18 protein-coding genes are annotated in these 18625 nt (G+C 70.2%); 10 read left to right on the top strand and 8 right to left on the bottom strand.

Translation table 11 applies throughout. The features are described from left to right. The first annotated feature begins 88 nt into the window (after positions 1 to 88). The 5 genes from ACFY5C_RS37940 (at position 89) to ACFY5C_RS37920 (ending at position 4784) form a co-directional block, all read left to right on the top strand. A complete protein-coding gene (locus ACFY5C_RS37940) occupies positions 89 to 445 on the top strand; it encodes a hypothetical protein (protein WP_389453822.1) in 357 nt (118 codons plus the stop codon). Then, positions 445 to 2583, top strand: coding sequence for a replication initiator (locus ACFY5C_RS37935; RefSeq protein WP_389453819.1), 2139 nt, complete (start codon positions 445 to 447; stop codon positions 2581 to 2583). Before ACFY5C_RS37940 ends, ACFY5C_RS37935 begins: the two co-directional genes overlap by 1 nt. Continuing rightward, entirely contained in the window at positions 2576 to 2803 is a 228-nt protein-coding gene (locus tag ACFY5C_RS37930; protein WP_389453816.1) for a helix-turn-helix transcriptional regulator, read from the top strand. The genes ACFY5C_RS37935 and ACFY5C_RS37930 overlap by 8 nt, the downstream gene beginning before the upstream one ends. Then, positions 2803 to 4059, top strand: a complete 1257-nt coding sequence (locus tag ACFY5C_RS37925; RefSeq protein WP_389453813.1) for a tyrosine-type recombinase/integrase — start codon at positions 2803 to 2805, stop codon at positions 4057 to 4059. Before ACFY5C_RS37930 ends, ACFY5C_RS37925 begins: the two co-directional genes overlap by 1 nt. A gap of 536 nt (positions 4060 to 4595) precedes the next feature. After that, a complete protein-coding gene (locus ACFY5C_RS37920) occupies positions 4596 to 4784 on the top strand; it encodes a hypothetical protein (protein ID WP_389453810.1) in 189 nt (62 codons plus the stop codon). 86 nt (positions 4785 to 4870) lie between these two features. Here ACFY5C_RS37920 and ACFY5C_RS37915 read toward each other — a convergent pair whose 3' ends face one another. Continuing rightward, on the bottom strand, positions 4871 to 5632 hold the full coding sequence (locus ACFY5C_RS37915; protein WP_062723775.1) for a phosphoglyceromutase: 762 nt from the start codon (positions 5630 to 5632) through the stop codon (positions 4871 to 4873). Between the two features lie 175 nt (positions 5633 to 5807). On the opposite strand from ACFY5C_RS37915, the gene ACFY5C_RS37910 reads away from it, so the two are divergent. After that, positions 5808 to 7070, top strand: coding sequence for an MDR family MFS transporter (locus tag ACFY5C_RS37910; protein WP_389453807.1), 1263 nt, complete (start codon positions 5808 to 5810; stop codon positions 7068 to 7070). 104 nt (positions 7071 to 7174) lie between these two features. Here the strand turns inward: ACFY5C_RS37910 and ACFY5C_RS37905 are convergent, their stop codons facing one another. Further along, complete coding sequence (locus tag ACFY5C_RS37905) at positions 7175 to 7618, bottom strand: DUF2000 family protein (RefSeq protein WP_389453804.1); 444 nt, start codon at positions 7616 to 7618, stop codon at positions 7175 to 7177. Between the two features lie 49 nt (positions 7619 to 7667). Here ACFY5C_RS37905 and ACFY5C_RS37900 point away from each other — a divergent pair, with 49 nt between their 5' ends. Continuing rightward, entirely contained in the window at positions 7668 to 8474 is an 807-nt protein-coding gene (locus ACFY5C_RS37900) for an AraC family transcriptional regulator (RefSeq protein WP_389453801.1), read from the top strand. Here ACFY5C_RS37900 and ACFY5C_RS37895 read toward each other — a convergent pair. The 3 genes from ACFY5C_RS37895 to mshA form a co-directional block, all read right to left on the bottom strand. Continuing rightward, positions 8453 to 10108, bottom strand: a complete 1656-nt coding sequence (locus tag ACFY5C_RS37895) for a glycosyl hydrolase family 28-related protein (protein ID WP_389453798.1) — start codon at positions 10106 to 10108, stop codon at positions 8453 to 8455. The two genes, ACFY5C_RS37900 and ACFY5C_RS37895, sit on opposite strands and share 22 nt — an antisense overlap. A gap of 154 nt (positions 10109 to 10262) precedes the next feature. Next, positions 10263 to 10763, bottom strand: coding sequence for a YbjN domain-containing protein (locus ACFY5C_RS37890; RefSeq protein WP_389453795.1), 501 nt, complete (start codon positions 10761 to 10763; stop codon positions 10263 to 10265). After that, complete coding sequence (gene mshA, locus ACFY5C_RS37885) at positions 10756 to 12093, bottom strand: D-inositol-3-phosphate glycosyltransferase (RefSeq protein ID WP_389453792.1); 1338 nt, start codon at positions 12091 to 12093, stop codon at positions 10756 to 10758. Before mshA ends, ACFY5C_RS37890 begins: the two co-directional genes overlap by 8 nt. Positions 12094 to 12504: 411 nt before the next feature. Here mshA and ACFY5C_RS37880 point away from each other — a divergent pair, with 411 nt between their 5' ends. The 3 genes from ACFY5C_RS37880 (at position 12505) to ACFY5C_RS37870 (ending at position 16302) form a co-directional block, all read left to right on the top strand. Then, on the top strand, positions 12505 to 13323 hold the full coding sequence (locus ACFY5C_RS37880) for a class I SAM-dependent methyltransferase (RefSeq protein WP_389453789.1): 819 nt from the start codon (positions 12505 to 12507) through the stop codon (positions 13321 to 13323). Between the two features lie 239 nt (positions 13324 to 13562). Then, positions 13563 to 14645 (top strand): NlpC/P60 family protein, encoded by a 1083-nt coding sequence (locus ACFY5C_RS37875; RefSeq protein WP_389453786.1) that lies wholly within the window; start codon positions 13563 to 13565, stop codon positions 14643 to 14645. A gap of 355 nt (positions 14646 to 15000) precedes the next feature. Beyond that, positions 15001 to 16302: a PP2C family protein-serine/threonine phosphatase gene (locus ACFY5C_RS37870; RefSeq protein WP_389453783.1), complete on the top strand. Its 1302-nt coding sequence runs from the start codon at positions 15001 to 15003 to the stop codon at positions 16300 to 16302. Positions 16303 to 16593: 291 nt separating this feature from the next. On the opposite strand, the gene ACFY5C_RS37865 is transcribed toward ACFY5C_RS37870, so the two are convergent. The 3 genes from ACFY5C_RS37865 to ACFY5C_RS37855 form a co-directional block, all read right to left on the bottom strand. Continuing rightward, positions 16594 to 16926 (bottom strand): DUF2516 family protein, encoded by a 333-nt coding sequence (locus tag ACFY5C_RS37865; RefSeq protein WP_389453780.1) that lies wholly within the window; start codon positions 16924 to 16926, stop codon positions 16594 to 16596. Positions 16927 to 17067: 141 nt separating this feature from the next. After that, entirely contained in the window at positions 17068 to 17760 is a 693-nt protein-coding gene (locus ACFY5C_RS37860) for a hypothetical protein (protein WP_389453777.1), read from the bottom strand. Positions 17761 to 17832: 72 nt separating this feature from the next. Beyond that, positions 17833 to 18510, bottom strand: coding sequence for a helix-turn-helix domain-containing protein (locus tag ACFY5C_RS37855; RefSeq protein WP_389453774.1), 678 nt, complete (start codon positions 18508 to 18510; stop codon positions 17833 to 17835). Between the last annotated feature and the right edge of the window lie 115 nt (positions 18511 to 18625).

Here is an 18625-nt window from a genome sequence, read left to right as displayed (position 1 = left end):
GGCAAGTTGAGTGGCAGTGATCCACGCGAACCCGGAGATCGGGTTCGCAGGTCGCTACATGTATAGACGAGTAGATAGGGGAAGTTCCTTGCGTACCATCCGCGTTGAGACCGCCGCTGCCACGATCCTGCTGACCGAGGCTCCCGAGCCCAAGGTCCGCGACCGGCAGACCGGCGAGATCGCGAAGGACGCCGTCAGCGGTGAGGCGCTGATGACGATCGGCGTCGTATACATCGAGGACGGCGAGTCCTCGCTCATCAAGGTCACCGTTCCGGAGGGCGGTGTCTCCGAAGGGCTGGCGCTCGGTGCGCCGGTCTCGCTGCCTGGGCTGGTGGCCCGGCCCTGGGAGTCCGTGTTCAACGGGCAGCAGCGGCACGGCATCGCCTACCGGGCCGCCGCCGTCACCCCGGCCGCCTTCCCGGCCTCCGCTGGGGCCGCTGCCTGATGGCCGACATAGTGACGCTTCTGGAGGTGGGTGGTCCTGTCGCCGCGCTTGGCGGCGGGGCCGCCTACGCCCGGGCCAAGCACCCGGCGGCGTACTGGTCCACGGTCGGCTTGCCGGTATCCACCGCCCGGCTGCTCGGCTCGTACAGCTCGGTCATGGAGGCGTGCGGTCTGACCGTGGCTCCCTCCCGGCTGCGGGCGCTCGCCGTCAAGGCCACCACCCGCCGCGAGGTCCGGCCGGTCCCGCCCCGCCGGGGCGTCATCCGACCTACCTCGACCGGCTTACGGCTCCGGCTCCGCCTCGCGCCCGGACAGGAACCCGCAGACGTCGCCGCCTCGGCCGAACGGCTGCGGCACGCCTGGGGCGTTCACGCGGTGTACGTCAGCACCGTGAAGCCGGGTGTCGTCGAGCTGCGGCTCGTCGGCTACGACGTCCTGCTGCAGGTTCGAATGCCTCGCAAGCTCCCTGGCGGCTCGCTGAAGGTGCCTGTCGCCCTACGAGAGGACGCCACACCCTTCGTACGCGACTACCGCACCGTCCCGCACCAACTCACCCTCGGCGCAACGCTGTCCGGGAAGTCCATGTACCTGCGCCACCTGATCGCCGGGCTAGCACCGCAGCCCGTCGCTCTGGTCGGCATCGACTGCAAGCGGGGTGTGGAGCTGGCGCCGTTCGCGCCCCGACTCTCCGCGCTCGCTACCGACCCGGATGAGGCGGCCGAGCTGCTGCCGGTGCTCGTCAAGGAAATGGAGGACCGATACGACCTGATCAAGACCCGGCAGGGCATCGCCCCGAACGTCCCGGACGAGGAGATCACCTCCGACATCTGGGGCCTGCCCGAGCACGAACGACCCACCCCCATCGTCCTGTTCGTCGACGAGGTCGCCGAACTCTTCCTCGTCGCCACCAGAAAAGACGAGGAACGTCGCGACGAGATGGTCACCCAGCTCATCCGCCTCGCCCAGCTCGGCCGCGCAGCCGGCCTCTACCTGGAGGTGTGCGGGCAGCGCTTCGGCGCCGAACTGGGCAAGGGAGCGACCATGCTCCGGGCCCAGCTGACCGGCCGCGTCTGCCACCGCGTCAACGACGAAGCCTCCGCCAAGATGGCCCTCGGCGACATCGCCCCCGAAGCCGTCGCCGCCCACCCCCGCGTCTTCGCTACCTTCACCGCCCCCGGCTTCGGCCCCGTCCACAACCGCCGCACCGACGGCCGCCCCTGCCGCTGCGGCGCACACCACGACCAGGACGACGACGCTCTCGGCACTCCACTCGACCCCGACACCTACGACTACGAAGCGGCCGTCCTCTGGAACGCCCACGCCGGTCAGCTCTGGCGCCGCTTCTCCACCTATCTCCGCCGGGAGGTCGCCAAGCGGGCCGGACTCACCCAGCGGGCCTTCGGCCAGCACGCGCGCGTCTCCTTCGCCAAGGTCGCCGAGTATCAGAAGCGCGGCGCAGTCCACTTCCACGCGGTCATACGCCTCGACGGCCCGGGAGGCGGCGACACTCCACCCCCGCCCTGGGCCACGGCCGAGCTGCTCACCGACGCCATCCGCACCGCCACCGCCAAGGTCGGCGTCGACGGCCCGGTCATCGACGACCGCACCCACACCTTCACCTTCGGCCGCCAACTCGACGTCCGCACCATCCGATCCGCCGACTTCAACGACGGCCAGGAGCTGACCGAGCGGGCCGTGGCGGCGTACATCGCCAAGTACGCGACCAAGGGTGCGGAGACGGCGACGGGAGCTCTCGACCGGCCGCTGAAGTTCGCCGCCGAACTCGCCCAGCTCGACATCAGCGACCACGCCCGCTGCCTCATCCGAACCGCCTGGACCCTCGGCGCACGCAAGAGCCTGGAACACCTTCGCCTCCGCGCCTGGGCCCACATGCTCGGCTTCCGCGGCCACTTCTCCACCAAGTCCCGCCGCTACTCCACCACCCTCGGCGCCCTCCGCGACGCCCGCGCCGAATGGCGCCGAGCACAAGCCGCAGCCACCAAGGGCCCCGAGACCGGCACTACGTACATCCTCGCCCACTGGGCCTTCGCCGGAACCGGCCTGTCCCCCGCCGAAGCCTGGCTGGCCGCATCCCTCGAACCCGCCCCCGGAACAGAAGGAGAACCCACCCGTGGGTAGCCGCAGACTCTCCCTCGCCGACCCTCGTCCGCTGCCCTCGCGCTACCTCACCCCTGAGGACCTGGTCGAGATGTTCGAGCTGCCCAGCGTCGAGACGGTCTACCAGTGGCGACGCAAGCGGACCGGCCCTCGTGGCTTCCGCGTCGGCCGGCATCTCCGCTTCGACCCGGCCGACGTGCTGGCTTGGGTGAACTCCCAGCGTGAGGGAGCGGCCGCCTGATGGCCGGACACATCCAAGACCGCTGGTACAGGACAGAGATCGGGACGGACGGCAAGACGCGGAAAGTGAAGGCCGAGCGCTACGGCTCGGGCATGCGCTACCGGGCCCGCTACGTGGGGCCCGATGGAACCGAGAAGTCGAAGAGCTTCCCAGATCGGCAGAAGCGGCTCGCTGAACAGTGGCTGGCTCATACCGAGGCGGACATGGCTCGGGGGCAGTACATCGACCCGCGCGCAGCCAGGATCACCTTCCAGCAGTATGCGGAGGAGTGGGTCACTCACGCGCCAGACCCGAACACTCAGGCGTCGATGGAGTCACAGCTGCGGTTGCACGCGTACCCGTACCTGGGGACGCGGCCTCTCGGTTCCTTCCAGCCTGCGCACATCCGTGACTGGCTGAGGCAACTCAAGGAGAACGGGGTCCATGGGTCGTATGCCCGGACGATCTACTCCAACGTGCGCGCGGCGCTCAGCGCCGCCGTGGACGACGGGCACCTTCCGCGGAATCCGTGCGCCGCTCGGTCTGTACGGCCGCCGACCGTGGACGACAGACGAGTCACACCATGGACGCCGGAGCGTGTCTTCGCCGTCCGGGCCGGCATGCCTGAACGCTTCCAGGCCATGGTCGACCTGGGCGCCGGATGCGGGCTGCGACAGGGCGAGATCCTCGGAGTCGCGGTCGACGCGATCGACTTTGAGGCGGGCACGCTGCACGTGGTCCAGCAACTGAAGCTGAGCCGAAGCAAGGCCGTCTTCGCACCACCGAAGGGTGGCAAGCTCCGGGACGTACCGCTTCCCGGGCCTGTCGCTGATGCGCTTCGGGAGCACATGAAGCGGTTCCCGCCAGTCGAGATCACCTTGCCCTGGAAGGTAGCTGGCGGGCCTTCGGTGACCAAGCGGCTGATCTTCACCGGGCCTCGTGGCGGACATGTCTGGCGTACGTCCCTCAACGAGGAGGTGTGGAAGCGGGCGCTCGCTGCGGCCGGGGTCATCCCCGAGCGGCAGCCCGGTAAGTCGTACGTCGAGTCCCGCGAGAACGGCATGCACGCCCTTCGGCACTTCTACGCCTCGGTGCTCCTGGACGCGGGGGAGAACATCAAGGCCCTCGCCGAGTACCTGGGCCACTCGGACCCCGGGCTAACCCTCCGGGTGTATGCACACCTCATGCCGTCCAGCCAGGAGCGCACCCGTAACGCTGTGGCCTCTGTCTTTTCCCTTCACACAAACCGCTCATCCGCTGAAATCATGGACGACTGAAAGTGTAAATGTCATCCGTGAAAGTTCCCTCGGATTGGGAGTCCTCGCGAAATCATGGACGACTGAAAGTGTAAATGTCATCCGTGAAAGTTCCCTCGAGTTGAGAGTCCTCGCGAAATCATGGACGACTGAAAGTGTAAATGTCATCCGTGAAAGTTCCCTCGGGTTGAGAGTCCTCGCGAAACTAAGCTGGCCGCCTGGCCGCCCGCCCACCTGGCCGCTCGGCCGCTCGGCCGCTCGGCCGCTCGGCCGCCCAGAAACCGAATCAACGGTTCGACGGTTTTCTGGTTCGACGGTTCAATGGATTCTTGCGTGCAAGGTAAGGGCACGCTTACCGGGATCGTCAACCCTCAGCGAGGTCGTCAGGAGAAGCCGGTATGCGACTTAGGGGCGAGGCGTACCCGCTTTAGCTGCGAGTTTGTTATTCCCTCGCACGGTAAGTAAGGTCTTGTCACCGATATGCCGGAGAGGTCGCCCGTAGGGGGGCGACCTCTCCTTTCCATGGGATCGGTTATTGCCTACAGAACGGACAACGCATGACCCGCATGGAGAAGGCCATGGTGCCACGCCGAGGCCTCCGCATCGACCTCACCCTCCACCCCCTGCCGTTCCCGCTCGTCGGTCTCGGCGGCGCATGGCTGGGCGTCCAGGCCGGGGCTGACGTAGCCATCGCCGCTCTGGTGGCGCTCGTCGTTTCGGTTCGCATAAAGATCACCCGCCTCTAAGCGCCACGGCCCAGCGGCGGCCCCAGCACAGCAACGAGCCCCCTCCCGGCGGAGAAGCCGCAGGCAGGGGGCTTGTTCGTGGGCGCTTACTTCTTCTTGCCCTGGTTCTTGACCGCCTCAATGGCCGCCGCAGCAGCCTCCGGGTCCAGGTACTTGCCACCCGGCGTCACCGGGTTGAAGTCGGCGTCGAGTTCGTAGTACAGCGGGATGCCCGTCGGGATGTTCAGGCCCGCGATGTCGGCGTCGGAGATGCCGTCCAGGTGCTTGACCAGGGCGCGCAGCGAGTTGCCGTGGGCGGCGACCAGGACCGTGCGGCCGGTCAGGAGGTCGGGGACGATGCCGTCGTACCAGTACGGGAGCATGCGGACGACGACGTCCTTCAGGCACTCCGTGCGGGGGCGCAGCTCCGGCGGGATCGTCGCGTAGCGCGGGTCGTCCGACTGGGAGAACTCCGTGCCGTCCTCGAGCGGCGGCGGCGGGGTGTCGTAGGAGCGGCGCCACAGCATGAACTGCTCCTCGCCGAACTCGGCGAGGGTCTGGGCCTTGTCCTTGCCCTGGAGGGCGCCGTAGTGGCGCTCGTTCAGGCGCCAGCTGCGGTGGACCGGGATCCAGTGGCGGTCGGCCGACTCCAGCGCGAGCTGGGCCGTGCGGATCGCCCGCTTCTGGAGGGACGTGTGGACCACGTCGGGCAGGAGATCGGCGTCCTTCAGGAGCTCGCCACCGCGGACTGCCTCCTTCTCGCCCTTCTCGTTGAGGTTGACGTCCACCCAGCCGGTGAACAGGTTCTTCGCGTTCCATTCGCTCTCGCCGTGGCGGAGGAGGATCAGCTTGTACGGTGCGTCGGCCATGCGTCCGAGCGTAATCCACGGCTTTGGCAGGGTGCGCCCCGCGCCCGAAGGGCGGACGGTTGACGGGATCTGTTAATCCAGTGGCCTCGTCCACGAGTGCGCTTGTAAGTTGCGGCTGCCTACTTAGCCACTTACATCCGGTTGCGTGCATCCGGGTACACCCGGGGGACCCCCTATGCCACTCGCCGCCCTGAGACGTGCCACCCGGGAGACCGTCTCCGGGCTCCCCCGCGAGTTCTGGTGGCTGTGGACGAGCACGCTGGTCAACCGGCTCGGGGCGTTCGTCGCCACCTTCATGGCCCTGTACCTCACCCTCGACCGCGGGTACTCCGCCACGTACGCCGGTCTCGTCGCCGCGCTGCACGGGCTCGGCGGCGTCGTCTCGTCGATCGGGGCCGGCGTCATGACCGACCGGCTCGGGCGGCGCCCCACTCTCCTCGTCGCCCAGGCCTCCACCGCGGTCTCCGTGGCCGTGCTCGGCTTCGTGCACCATCCGGTGGCCATCGCCGCCGTGGCGTTCGTCGTCGGTGCCGCCTCCAACGCCTCCCGGCCCGCCGTGCAGGCGATGATGGCCGACATCGTCCGGCCCGAGGACCGGGTGCGTGCCTTCTCCCTCAACTACTGGGCCATCAACCTCGGGTTCGCGATCTCCTCCATGGCCGCCGGGTTCATCGCCGAGGTCAGCTACCTCGCCGGGTTCCTGATCGAGGCGGGGATGACGGCCGCCTGCGCGGTCGTGGTGTTCGTCAAGCTGCCGGAGTCGCGGCCCGAGCGCACGGAGACGGAAAAGGCGGGCGAGGACGAGGTGCGGCTCGGGACCGTACTGCGCGACCGGCGCTTCATGGGCGTCGTCGGGCTCTCCTTCCTCGTCGCCCTGATCTTCCAGCAGGGTGCGGTGGGACTGCCGGTGGCCATGGGCGAGGCCGGGTTCTCCGCTGCCGACTACGGCCTCGCCGTCGCCGTCAACGGTGTCCTGATCGTCGCGCTGCAGATCCCGGTCACCCGGTTCATCGAACGCCGGGACGCGGGACGGATCCTCATCGTCTCGTCCCTCCTCGCGGGGTACGGCTTCGGCCTCACCGCCTTCGCCGGGTCGGTCGGCGTCTTCGCGCTGACGGTGTGCGTGTGGACGCTGGGCGAGATGCTGAACGCGCCCACCCAGACCGGCCTCGTCGTCCGCCTCTCCCCCGCTCAGGGGCGCGGGCGCTACCAGGGCATGTACACCATGTCCTGGTCGGTCGCGGCCCTGGTCGCACCCCTGATGTCCGGCCTCGTCATCGACCGTTTCGGCGCCGAGTGGCTGTGGGGGCTGTGCGCGGTCGTCGGGACGGCGGCGGCGATCGGGTACGGCACCCTGATGCGCCGGCTGCCCACGGAGGAACCGGCCGCCGCCGGGTACCCGGCCGACGCCGAGCCGGAGGTCAGCCCGGCCGCCTGAGAACCCGGCCACGCGGGGCCCTGGGGATGCCGGCGGAGGCTCGACGATGCAGAAGGGGAGCCGCGGACACGATGCAGGTGGAGCCCCGGAAATGCAGCCGGGCCTCACGGATGCATCCGCGCCCCCTTGATCACCTTGTCCACCGCGTTCCTCGGCCCGTACACCGCCAGCCCCACGAGATCCAGCTCGTCCGTCGGCACCGCCCGCACCGCCGCCCGGTTGTCGCGGTCGTTGCCCGTGGTGAACAGGTCGGACGTGAAGACCGCGCGCGGCAGCGACCGGGACAGCGCCCGCGCATGCGCTGTCGTCAGCGCTTCCTTCGTGCCCTCGAAGACCAGGACCGGCTGGCGGAACATCGGCAGGTAGGGCACGCCGTCCCCGTCCTCGTACGGCTCGCCGACCACCTCGGGAAGCTGCGTCCCCAGGCCGCTGACCAGGAACGCCGTGACGTTCAGCCGCTGCCAGGTCTCCAGGTCCGCGCGCAGCAGGACGGCGATCTTGGTGTCGAAGCGGACGGGTTCCGGGGTGCTCGTGCTCGTGTCGTTCATAGGGCGAGACTGGCGGCCGCCGTCCACCTGCGTCTTGTACGTTCTTTGCATGGCCGCCGCACGGGATCGCCAGGAAGTCTCCGCGTGGCGCCCCTCCGTCCCGGGCGTCACCGAGGTGTTCCACGCGCACTTCACCGAGTACGCGTACCCGATGCACGTGCACGAGGCGTGGACGCTGCTCATCGTCGACGACGGAGCCGTGCGCTACGACCTCGACCGGCACGAGCACGGCACCCCGCACGACACGGTGTCGCTCCTCCCGCCGCACGTCCCCCACAACGGCTCCCCCGCCACCCCGCACGGTTTCCGCAAGCGGGTGCTGTACCTGGACGGGACCCGGCTGGGAGACGACCTGATCGGGCCGGCCGTGGACTCCCCCGACCTGCGCGACCCCGTCCTGCGGCTGCGCGTCGGTCAGTTGCACACCGCCCTCGCGCAGACCGGCGACGAGCTGGAGGCGGACAGCAGGCTGACCCTCATCGGCGACCGGCTGCGTGCCCACCTGCGGCCCGGGACCCTGAAGGACAGCCCGCGGCGCGACCCCGCCCTCGCCCGCCGGCTGCGCGAACTCCTCGACGAACGCGTCGTCCAGGGCATCGCCCTGGACGAGGCCGCCGGGCTCGTCCAGGCCCATCCCACCCATCTCGTACGGTCGTTCAGCGGCGCGTACGGCATCGCCCCGCACCAGTACCTGATGTCCCGCCGCGTCGACCGCGCCCGCCGGCTGCTGCTGGAGGGCCGGTCGCCGGCCGATGTGGCCGCCGCGACCGGGTTCTACGACCAGTCCCATCTCACCCGGCACTTCCGGAAGCTGGTGGGCGTGCCACCGGGGCGCTATCGCAGCAGCTCGCGCTGAGCGTCGTACAGGTTGCGCGGGCGCACGACGTCCGTGGTGCCGTACAGCTCCAGGCGGGAGTGCAGGTCGCCCGCGAAGTCGGGGACGTCGATCTGGTCGAACTCCCTGACCTCGTTCAGGCCGACGGTGGCGGAGTACGGCGCCAGGCCGTCGAGGCGGATCATGCCCGCGCGGCCGTTGGTCACCCGGACGTTCCAGTGCGTGAAGCGCGCTCCGAAAAGCGGGCCCGCGCTCGCGTCGCCGCCGTGGCGGCCGTCGTTGTGGACGGTGATGTCGGTGCGGACGTTGGCGAAGGGCAGGCCGCGGTGGCTGTCGAACGTGCCCATCCGCATGTCGCCGCGTGACCAGACGTTGTGGGAGGACAGGCCCTCCACGTTGATGCCGTGCAGCTGGGTGCCGGAGGGGGCCGGGGTCGTGCGGGCCTCGATCGTGAAGTCCTCGATCAGGTTGTCGTGCGAGCCCTCACGGCAGAAGTAGGGGTGGTGGCTGCCGCGGCCCGCCACGCGCGTGTGCCGGAGCGTGCAGGCGGAGGCGGCCACCAGGCCGAAGCCGTTGTCGACGTGGCGAACGGTCACGTCGTTTGCCCAGCAGTCGTAGGCGCACTGGAAGACGACCCCGTTGTGGCCCTTGTCGAGGAGGTGGGGTTGCTGCGGTGTCTCCGTCGCCTCCAGGGTCAGGCCCTCGACACCCGATCCCGTCAACTCCTGTACGTGAGTTGTCAGTTGCGGGTTCCACTCGGGGCGTACGTCGAGCGGGAGCGGGCGTTCGAGGGTGACCTTGCGGCCGTGGATCCGGGCTATGCGGACCGGCCATTCGTAGGGGACGTACGACGTCAGTTTCGTCTTGTCGTCCCAGGTGTACGCCTCGGCGCCCGGGCCGCCGCCGCACATGTGCTCCAGGAGGGTGTGGCCGGCGTCGTCGGCCAGGCGGAGGAGGACCAGGGCGCCGGGGTGGAGGGCCGACGGGTCCGTGACCGTGACCGTCCGGTCGCCCTGCCGTGCGGGCTCGACCCTCGTCAGCGGGCGCCACTCGTCGCGCCGGTTGCCCGTCCAGCCCTCGAAGGGCCAGGCCTTCGCCCTGATCGCGGCGACCAGGGAGTCCCAACGGGCCGTCGGGGCCAGCCAGATGAGGCCGCCGGCCCAGGACCAGGACGACTTGTCGCCGCCGTAGCGGGAGCCGTATACGCCGATCAGCTCGGTGAGGTTCTTCGTCGCGAAGAGCGTCGTACGGCTGCTGCCGGCGCCTCGGAGGACCACGTTCGAGTGGCCGATGCGGATCACGTCGTCGATGCGGAACGTGCCGGGCGGGATGGTGACCGTGCCACCGCCGGCCCTTCCGGCGGCGGCGATGGCACGGTTGATCGCGGGGGCGGAGTCGGTCGTGCCGTCCGCCACAGCACCGAAGTCGCGTACGTCGGCGACCACTCGGGGGCGGGGGAGGCGGCGCGCTCCTCCGCGGTGACCGGCCCTGCCGATGTAGGGGATCTGGGGGTGGGTGAGGGGGGTGCGGGTGAACTCGCGCCAGAGGGGCGGGATTTCTGCGGGGACCGCGTGTGCCTTGGCGGTCGTCGCGCCGAGCGCCAAGGCCGTGGTCCCGATGAGCAGGGTCCGTCTGGTGAGATGCGCATTGCCCATGTCCGTGCCCCTTCCATGCGGCTCTTCATGGATGTGAACAGCGTTCAGAAGTGCGGTGGGCGTGAGCATGCCACGGCCCCTTCGGGGCGGGGAAGGGGTCGTGCGGGGTCAGTTGGTGCGGACCTTTACGGCCGGTCCGCTGTGGACCGCTACGTCAGTCGGTCGGGCGCCGGGTCAGATGGGTGAACGCGTCCAGATTCCGCGTCGACTCGCCCCGCGCGACGCGCCACTCGTACTCCTTGCGGATCGCGGACGCGAAGCCCAGCTCGAGGAGGGTGTTGAAGGCGCCGTCCGCCGCCTCCAGGACCTGGCCGAGGAGGCGGTCGATCTCGTCGGCGGTGACGGCGGCGAGCGGCAGTTTGGCGGTGACGTAGACGTCGCCGAGCGGGTCGACGGCGTAACTCACGCCGTAGAGCTTGAGGTTGCGCTCCAGGAGCCAGCGGTGGACGCCGGGCTCGTTCTCGTCGGGGTGGCGGATGACGAAGGCGTTGAGCGACAGGGAGTGGCGGCCGACGATCAGGGAGACGGTCGTCGAGAGCTTGCGGGTGCCGGGGAGCTTGACGACGTAGGTGCCGGGGGTGGGGGTCTCCCACTCCAGGTCGGCGTCCTTCAGGGCTGCCTCTACGACCTGCGATGCCTTCTGTACGTCAGCCATGGTGGGAGCGTACGCGACGCCGGTAGGCCTGGGTCGCGGCCGTGTAGACGTCCGCCGTGGCGGCCGCCGAGGTGTCCCAGCCGAAGGACTGGGCGTGCCGGGCGGCGGCCTCGCCCATCCGCGGGGACAGGTGCGGGTCGTCGGCGAAGGCACACAGCACGCGCGCGTAGTCGGCCGGGTCGTGGCCCTGGACCAGGAAGCCGGTACGGCCGTCCCGGACCGCCACCGGCAGGCCGCCCACCGCGGCCGCCAGCACGGGTGTGCCGGCCGCCTGCGCCTCGATGGCCACCAGACCGAAGGATTCGCTGTACGACGGCATGACCAGCAGCGATGCCGCCCTGAACCAGTCCGCGAGCTGCTCCTGGCCAACGGGTGGACGGAACCGTACGACATCCGCGATGCCCAGCCTCGCGGCCAGCTTCTGCAGGCCCTCGGGCTTGGCGAGGCCGCTGCCGCTGGGGCCGCCGACGATCGGGACGTGGATGCGGGAGCGCAGCTCGGGGTGCTCGTCCAGGAGCACGGCCACCGCGCGCAGCAGGATGTCCGGGGCCTTCAGGGGCTGGATGCGGCCTGCGAAGAGCGGGATCAGGGCGTCCTGCGGGAGGCCCAGGCGGGCGCGGGCGGCGGCTCGGCCGTCGGCGGGCGAGAAGCGGGTGAGGTTCACGCCGGGGTGCACGACGGCGACCTTGTCGGGGTCGGCGGCGTAGTGCCGTACGAGTTCCTCGGCCTCCTCGGCCGTGTTGGCGATCAGGCGGTCGGCGGCCGTGACGATCTGGGTCTCGCCGATGACGCGGGCGGCGGGCTCGGGGGTGTCGCCGTCGGCCAGGTTGGCGTTCTTGACCTTGGCCATGGTGTGCATGGCGTGCACCAGGGGGGCGCCCCAGCGCTGGGCGGCGAGCCAGCCGACGTGGCCGGAGAGCCAGTAGTGGGAGTGGACCAGGTCGTAGTAGCCGGGGCGGTGGCCGGCCCAGGCCTGCATCACGCCGTGCGTGAAGGCGCACAGCTGGGCGGGGAGGTCCTCCTTGTTGAGCCCCTCGTAGGGGCCCGCGTCGATGTGGCGGACCAGGACGCCGGGAGCCAGGTCGACGGTGGGTGGGAGGCCCGTGGCCGTCGTACGCGTGAAGATCTCCACCTCGATGTTGATCGCGGCGAGGCGCTGCGCGAGCTCGACGATGTAGACGTTCATGCCGCCGGCGTCGCCGGTGCCGGGCTGGTGGAGCGGGGAGGTGTGCACGGAGAGCATGGCGACGCGGCGGGGGCGGCGGTGGAGCCTGAGTCGCGAGGGGGCCGCCGGGGAGCGGTGCCTGAGCCTGCTTACGTACTGGCTCACGTGGCGTTCCTCCTTGGCTACGGGCATGCCTGATTGAGGGTGCGAGCGCCCTCCAAGGCGGTGCAACGCCGGAGGGAGGGGTTCCCATTCCTGGTGGGGTGGTTTTTGCCGAGGTATTACCGGGGGTCGCTCAACTGTTCGGGGCTTGGGTGCGTGGGGGGTGGCTGGTGCGGATGCCTGCGGCGGCCTGTGGCGGATGGGTGGGGGTGCGCGTCGCGCCTGGTGATTCGTCGTGGGTCGGGGCCGCGCCGGGGGGTGTCCGTCCTCGGTCGGGCGGTGGCGGTCGGGCAGAGACGTGCCGTTTCTTGACGCCCGCCGCTGCGGGCGGACACCCCCCGGCACGGCCCCTGCTCGCCGTTGCGCCGGTGCGGGTGGCGTTCCGCCTGATGTCGGCCACTTACCCTCGTATGCATGACATCCCGCGCCTTCGCCCGCCCTGTGGGCACTGTTACGCGCGGGACCACCAATCCGAATCGGCTGCGCCGTATGGATCGGTGGATCGCCGTCACGCATGGCGCGGAGCTGCGGCGGGCCGGTGATGCCGTCGCGGTCGACCTCGGGTACGGCGCTGCGCCCTGGACGGCCGTGGAGCTGCTCGGTCGGCTGCGTTCCGTCGCGCCACGCGCGCGTGTGGTCGGCGTGGAGATCGAGCCGGCGCGGGTCGCGGCGGCGAAGCCGTACGAGCGGGATGGGCTTGTCTTCCGGCACGGCGGGTTCGAGATCCCCGTCGCGCGGCGGCCTCTGCTCGTGCGCGCCGCCAATGTGCTGCGGCAGTACGAGGAGGATCAGGTCGCCGGTGTGTGGGAGCGGCTGTGTGCCCGGCTTGCGCCGGCCGATCCGGTGACCGGGGCGCGTGGCGGGCTGCTCGTCGAGGGGACCTGCGACGAGATCGGGCGCAGGCATGTGTGGGTCGCGCTCGGGCCGGAGGGGCCGCGTACGGTCACCTTCGCCACCCGGCTGGGCTCGCTGGAGCGGCCGTCGGACCTCGCCGAGCGCCTGCCGAAGGCACTGATCCATCGCAACGTCCCCGGCGAACCGGTCCACGCCTTCCTGCGCGACTTCGACCGCGCCTGGGCTGCCGCGGCGCCCTACGCGTCGTACGGCGCACGCCAGCGGTGGATCCGGGCGGTGCGGGACCTTACGGCCGATTGGCCGGTGACGGACGGGCCGGTGCGGTGGCGGCAGGGTGAAGTGACGGTGCGGTGGGAGGCGTTGGCGCCGGCGGGCTGATTCGGGCCATCAGTGCCGGGGCAGGCCCGTGGCGTCAACCGACTGGGCCCAACTCCCCCGCCTGACTCGCCATGCCGTGGGGAACGATCTCCGGGAGTCGTTCGTCACAAAGCCGGGGAGATCGGCGTGACGCGGAAGGAACGGGGGGAAGCAGACCTCTGTCACTTTGCGCGTCGCCGTGGCACGATCCCCCGGACGTTCGTATGTTACTGACGGGACATCAGTTTGGGGGAAGTGGTATGGGTTCGGGCAAGCGCGGCCTGATCGCGACAGCTGTGACCGTCGTCTGTGCGGTCACCGTACTCGCGGCGCCAGGCACGGCCTTCGCGGCGCCCTCCCCCACCCCGAGCGCCCCGCCCTCCTCGTCGGCGCCGGCCACCGTGTCGAACGAGGACCTCGAGGCCGTTCGCAAGAAGCTGGAGAAGCTCTACCACGCCGCGGCCGTCGCCACCGACGAGTACAACGCCGCCGAGGAAGCCGCCGAGAAGCAGTCCGCCGAGATCGTCTCCCTGGCCAAGAAGATCGTCAAAGGTCAGGAGAAGCTCGCCGAGCTGAAGAAGCGCGCGGGCGCCGCGGCCGCCGCCCAGTACCGCTCCGGCGGGCTGCCCGACGAGGCGCACTTGATGCTCAGCGACGACCCGCAGGCGTTCCTCGACGGCACCGGCCGAGTCCTGCAGGGCCAGCGTGCGACCAAGGGGCTGCTCGCGGAAATGACCCGCACCCAGCAGGACTTGGAGCAGTACGCCAAGGACGCCTCCGCCCAGTGGCGGAAGCTGGAGTCGGGCCGCAAGGCCAAGGCCGCCGCCAAGAAGAAGATCAAGAAGCAGATCGCGGCGGCCGAAGAGCTCGAATCCCAGCTGGAGGAGGAGGAAAAGGAACGCCTCGCCGAGCTGGAGAAGCAGGCCGCGTACAAGGCCCAGACCGCCTGGCTGGACTCCGGCATCCTGAAGGACATCAAGGGCAAGGCCTCCGAGAAGGGCCGCGAGGCCCTCGAGTACGCCACGGCCCAGCTCGGCAAACCGTACGAATGGGGCGCCGAGGGCCCGAAGACGTACGACTGTTCCGGCCTGACGTCACAGGCCTGGGCGAGCGCCGGGCGCGGGATTCCGCGGACCTCGCAGGAGCAGTGGAAGCAGCTGAAGCGCATCGACATCAAGGACATGCGCCCCGGCGACCTCATCATCTACAACGCCGACGCCAGCCATGTGGCCATGTACGTCGGCGACGGCGCCATCGTCCACGCCCCGCGCCCCGGGCGGACGGTGACGGTCGCGGGGGCCGGCTCGATGCCGATCCTCGGAGTGGTTCGACCCGATGCGTAAGCGTTGGGGCGACTTGCGGTGTCTGGGCCGTACGGGTGAGCCCTGCGGGTGGACATAGGCACTTATAGCGGGCGGTTCAGGGGACTTGTGACCGGCGACTCGTGACCCGCGCCACGTGACCCACTCCACGCGGCACCGGCACCAAACCGTGCAGCGACGTGACCTTCGTCATCCCCGCCCCTCGGCCGCCCTGTCCAACTGCGGTACGGAACGCGGCATATGACAGTGGCCAGCTTCCATACGACGTGCCCCACACCATTCCGCTGCGGCGCCGACACCCGCTATGGTCCCCGTCGGTGGATCGAGGTCCCTCGTTCCCACCATGCCCTCGGGGGGAGGGAAGGAACTCAAGACGATGCCCGTACCCATACCGCGGCAGAGAGCGATCCCGGCCGTGGAGAGTGGTCAGGCGCCGGCCGCATCCCCAGGCGGCTCCTCCATGGAAGAGGCTCCGCGTAAGGAATCAAAGGTCGAGAACAACACCCACACCAATCTGACGCTGCTGCTGATCGAGGACGATCCCGGCGGCTCGACGGTCGTGCCCGAGATGCTCGACGCGGCCGGCAAGCCGATCCGCGTGCGCACCGCCCGCAACCTCACCGAGGCCGGACGGCTGCTCACCGACGACGTCCACTGCATCCTGCTGGACCTCGAGCTGCCCGCGCCCGGCCGGACCGGCGAGGACGACGAGCTGGGTGTGCTCAAGCACGTCCTGGAGCTCGCGCCCCGGCACGCCGTCCTCGCGCTCACCGCGTCCGGTGACGCCGAGCGCGGTGCGGAGGCCGTGCGCGTCGGCGCGCAGGACTACCTCTTCCGGGACGAGCTGGACGGGCGGCTGCTGAGCCGGGCGATCCGGTACGCGGTGGAGAGGAAACGTTCCGACACGGCCGAGCGACGGCTGGCCGAAGGCCGTCTGCGGGCCCAGGAGAACCGCCGTCTGGAGCGCGGCCTGCTGCCGACGCCCCTGCTGGAGGGCTCCTCGCTGCGGTTCGCCGCGCGCTACCGTCCGGGGCGGTCACGTGCCCTGCTGGGCGGTGACTTCTACGACGTCGTGCGCACCGCGGACGGCACGGTGCACGCCATGATCGGCGACGTCTGCGGCCATGGGCCCGACGAGGCCGCCCTCGGTGTGGAGCTGCGGATCGCCTGGCGGGCGCTGACGCTGGCAGGGCTGTGCGGGGACCAGCTGCTCGGCACGCTGCAGCAGGTGCTCGAGCACGAGCGGGCCGACGACGAGATCTTCGCGACGCTCTGCACGGTGGACATCGCGCCGGACGGTCGGCGGGCCGGGCTGTGCCTGGCGGGTCACCCGTCTCCCCTGCTCGCCCGGCCGGGGCGGGCTGCTCGGCTGCTGCCCCACGACAACAACGGGCCCGCGCTCGGGCTGCTGCCCGGGGCCCGGTGGCCTCGCATGCAGGTGGAGCTGGGCGCGGAGTGGAGCCTGATGCTCTACACCGACGGCCTCATCGAGGGTCGGATCGGCGAGGGCCGGGAGCGGCTGGGGCAGGACGGGATGGTGGAGATGGTGCGCCGGCAGCTCTCGGAGGGGCTGCGGGGCGAGGCGTTGCTGCGGGCCGCCGTCAATGAGGTCCGGGACCTCAATGGGGGCGAGCTGGCGGACGACGTGGCGGTTCTGTTGCTCGACCGGACGGTGTGAGCGGGGGCGCGCCGCGGGTCGGCGAGAGGCGAGAGGCGAGAGGCGAGAGCCGGGGGGCGCCGCGGGTCGGCGAGAAGCGGGAGCCGGGGGGCGCCGCGGGTCGGCGAGAGGCGAGAGCCGCGGGTCGGCGAGAGGCGGGGGGCGCCGCGGGTCGGCGAGAGCGGGGGCGCGCCCCGGGGCTCTGTCGTCTGCCGACTGCAGGTGCGTTGTGGCTGGTCGCGCCCACGCGGCGGCGGCGCAGCTCGATACAGCCCCGCGCCCCTTACGGGGCGCTGCCGCTCGGGCTGTTGATCAGCGGCCGCCGTTCCACGGGCCGTAGGGGCCGTCGCTGCTGGAGCCCTTTCTGCTGCGGCCCCCGCCCGGCAGGCCCTTGATCGCGGGGCGCACGTCCACCATGTACACGATCGTCGCGATGAGGCCGATGATCGGCAGGAACGACAGGATGTTGAAGATCAGGTTCACCACGAAGGCGAGCCCGAGGATGAGCAGCCAGAACGGCTTGGTCTTCTTGTCGGCCGCTCGGTAGGCGTCCTCGCGGCGCGTGGCCGCGTCGATCAGCGCGAAGCCGCTGAAAAGGATCAGGGCCATGCTCAGCAGCCACATGAACCCCGCGAAACCCTGCATCAGCACAACGTCCACCACCCGACTCGGCTCATATCTACGCGCTCACCGTACCCGCAACGGCAAGTCGGCTACCCGAACAACGGGCCGAGCACTCCGTAAGTGCCCGACCCGTGTTCTACGGCCCCTTTTCACCCGTCCGCGTTACTTGGCGGGCGGCGTCGTCTTCTTGGCGACGGGCTTGCGTGCCGGAGCCTTCTTGGCCGGGGCCTTCTTCTCCGTGGCGGCCTCGGCGGCGGGGGCCGGCACGGCGGGCTTGGCTTCCGCCTTGTCCTCCTTGACCTCGACCGGCTCGGCCTTCGGCTCGACGGCGATCGCGAGCTCCTCGATCTCCTCGGCGGCCTCACCACGCCAGGTCTTCACGGTCTGCTCGCCGTGCTCGGCGACCTTCTCGTAGGTCTCACGGGCCTTCACGGCGTACTCGGCGGCGACACCGATGGTGCGCAGCGCGAAGTCCTGGGCGCTCTCGCCGAACTTCTTGAGATCGGCGTCGAGGCTGCTGCCGAGCTTCTTGACGTCCGCGTCCAGGTTGCTGCCGAACTTCTTGAAGTCGGCGTCCAGGCTGCTGACGAACTCGTTGACCTTGGTCTGGAAGCTCTCCTGCGCCTCCTTGGCCTTGGCGCCTGCCTCCTTGGCGCGGGCGGTGGCCTTGTCCTGGACGGCCTTCGGGTCGGTGTTGCGAACGGCCTCGAACCGGGCCGGCGCCTGGGAGCGCAGCTGCTCCACCAGGCTGGGCACCTTCCGGGCCTGCTGGAGGGCCAGGTCGGCGGTGCCGGCGGCGAAGTAGAGCGGGGTCGGGTCGCTGAGGGTCTTACGCAGGTCGTCGGTGATGGCCATGGTGGGTGGTCCTCCCGGGTTGCTTTCAGGTGAGGGTTTCGGATCCCGCGGTCGGCCTGCCGGTGTGCGTGGTCAGCCGGCCGACTGCCGGGGGTTGTTCGGGTTCTCCGGGTCGGCGTCACTGCCGTCGGACGTATGGGTCTTGCGAGCACGGCGCGCGGCGGACTTACGGCCGCCGTCCTTGGCATCGCTGCCGTCCGCGCGGGTCTTACGGCTGCGGCGTACGGCGGCGTCACTGCCCTGAGCGTCCGCCGCGTCGTCGCTGTCGCCGTCGCTGTGCCGGGAGTCCACCGCGCCGTGGTCCGTCGAGTCGGCCTCGGCCAGCTCGACGGCTTCGACCGCCTCGATCACCTCGGCGGCCTCATGTGCCTCGTCGGCATCGTCCGCCTCGGCGGGTATCCCGAACCCGTTCTCCTTGCGGAACGATTCGTAGATCTGGAGCAGCACCTGCTTCTGCCGCTCGTTCAGCGTGGGATCGGCGATGATGACGGCACGCGTCTCCACCTCGTCCCGGTCCCGCTCGGCATCGAGGATGCCGGCCCGCACATACAGCGTCTCGGCGGAGATCCGCAGGGCCTTGGCGACCTGCTGCAGCACCTCCGCGCTCGGCTTGCGCAGCCCGCGCTCGATCTGGCTCAGATACGGATTGGACACCCCGGCGGCATCGGCGAGTTGCCGCAACGACAGCTGCGCGTTGCGCCGCTGGTCGCGCAGGTACTCACCGAGATTGCCGACGTTGAGCGATGCCATGCCTCCACCTTGCCCCACCCTCGCTAACTTTTGCAAGCACCCGCTTGCAAAAGTGCGCCACGCCACGTGACGGCCACTCAGATGGGTCACACCGTCGATGGCCGACCGCTGCGGG

It is taken from the genome of Streptomyces sp. NPDC012935 (genome assembly GCF_042900345.1).
Classification (GTDB): Bacteria; Actinomycetota; Actinomycetes; order Streptomycetales; family Streptomycetaceae; genus Streptomyces.
This window is presented reverse-complemented; position numbering and strand designations above follow the sequence as displayed.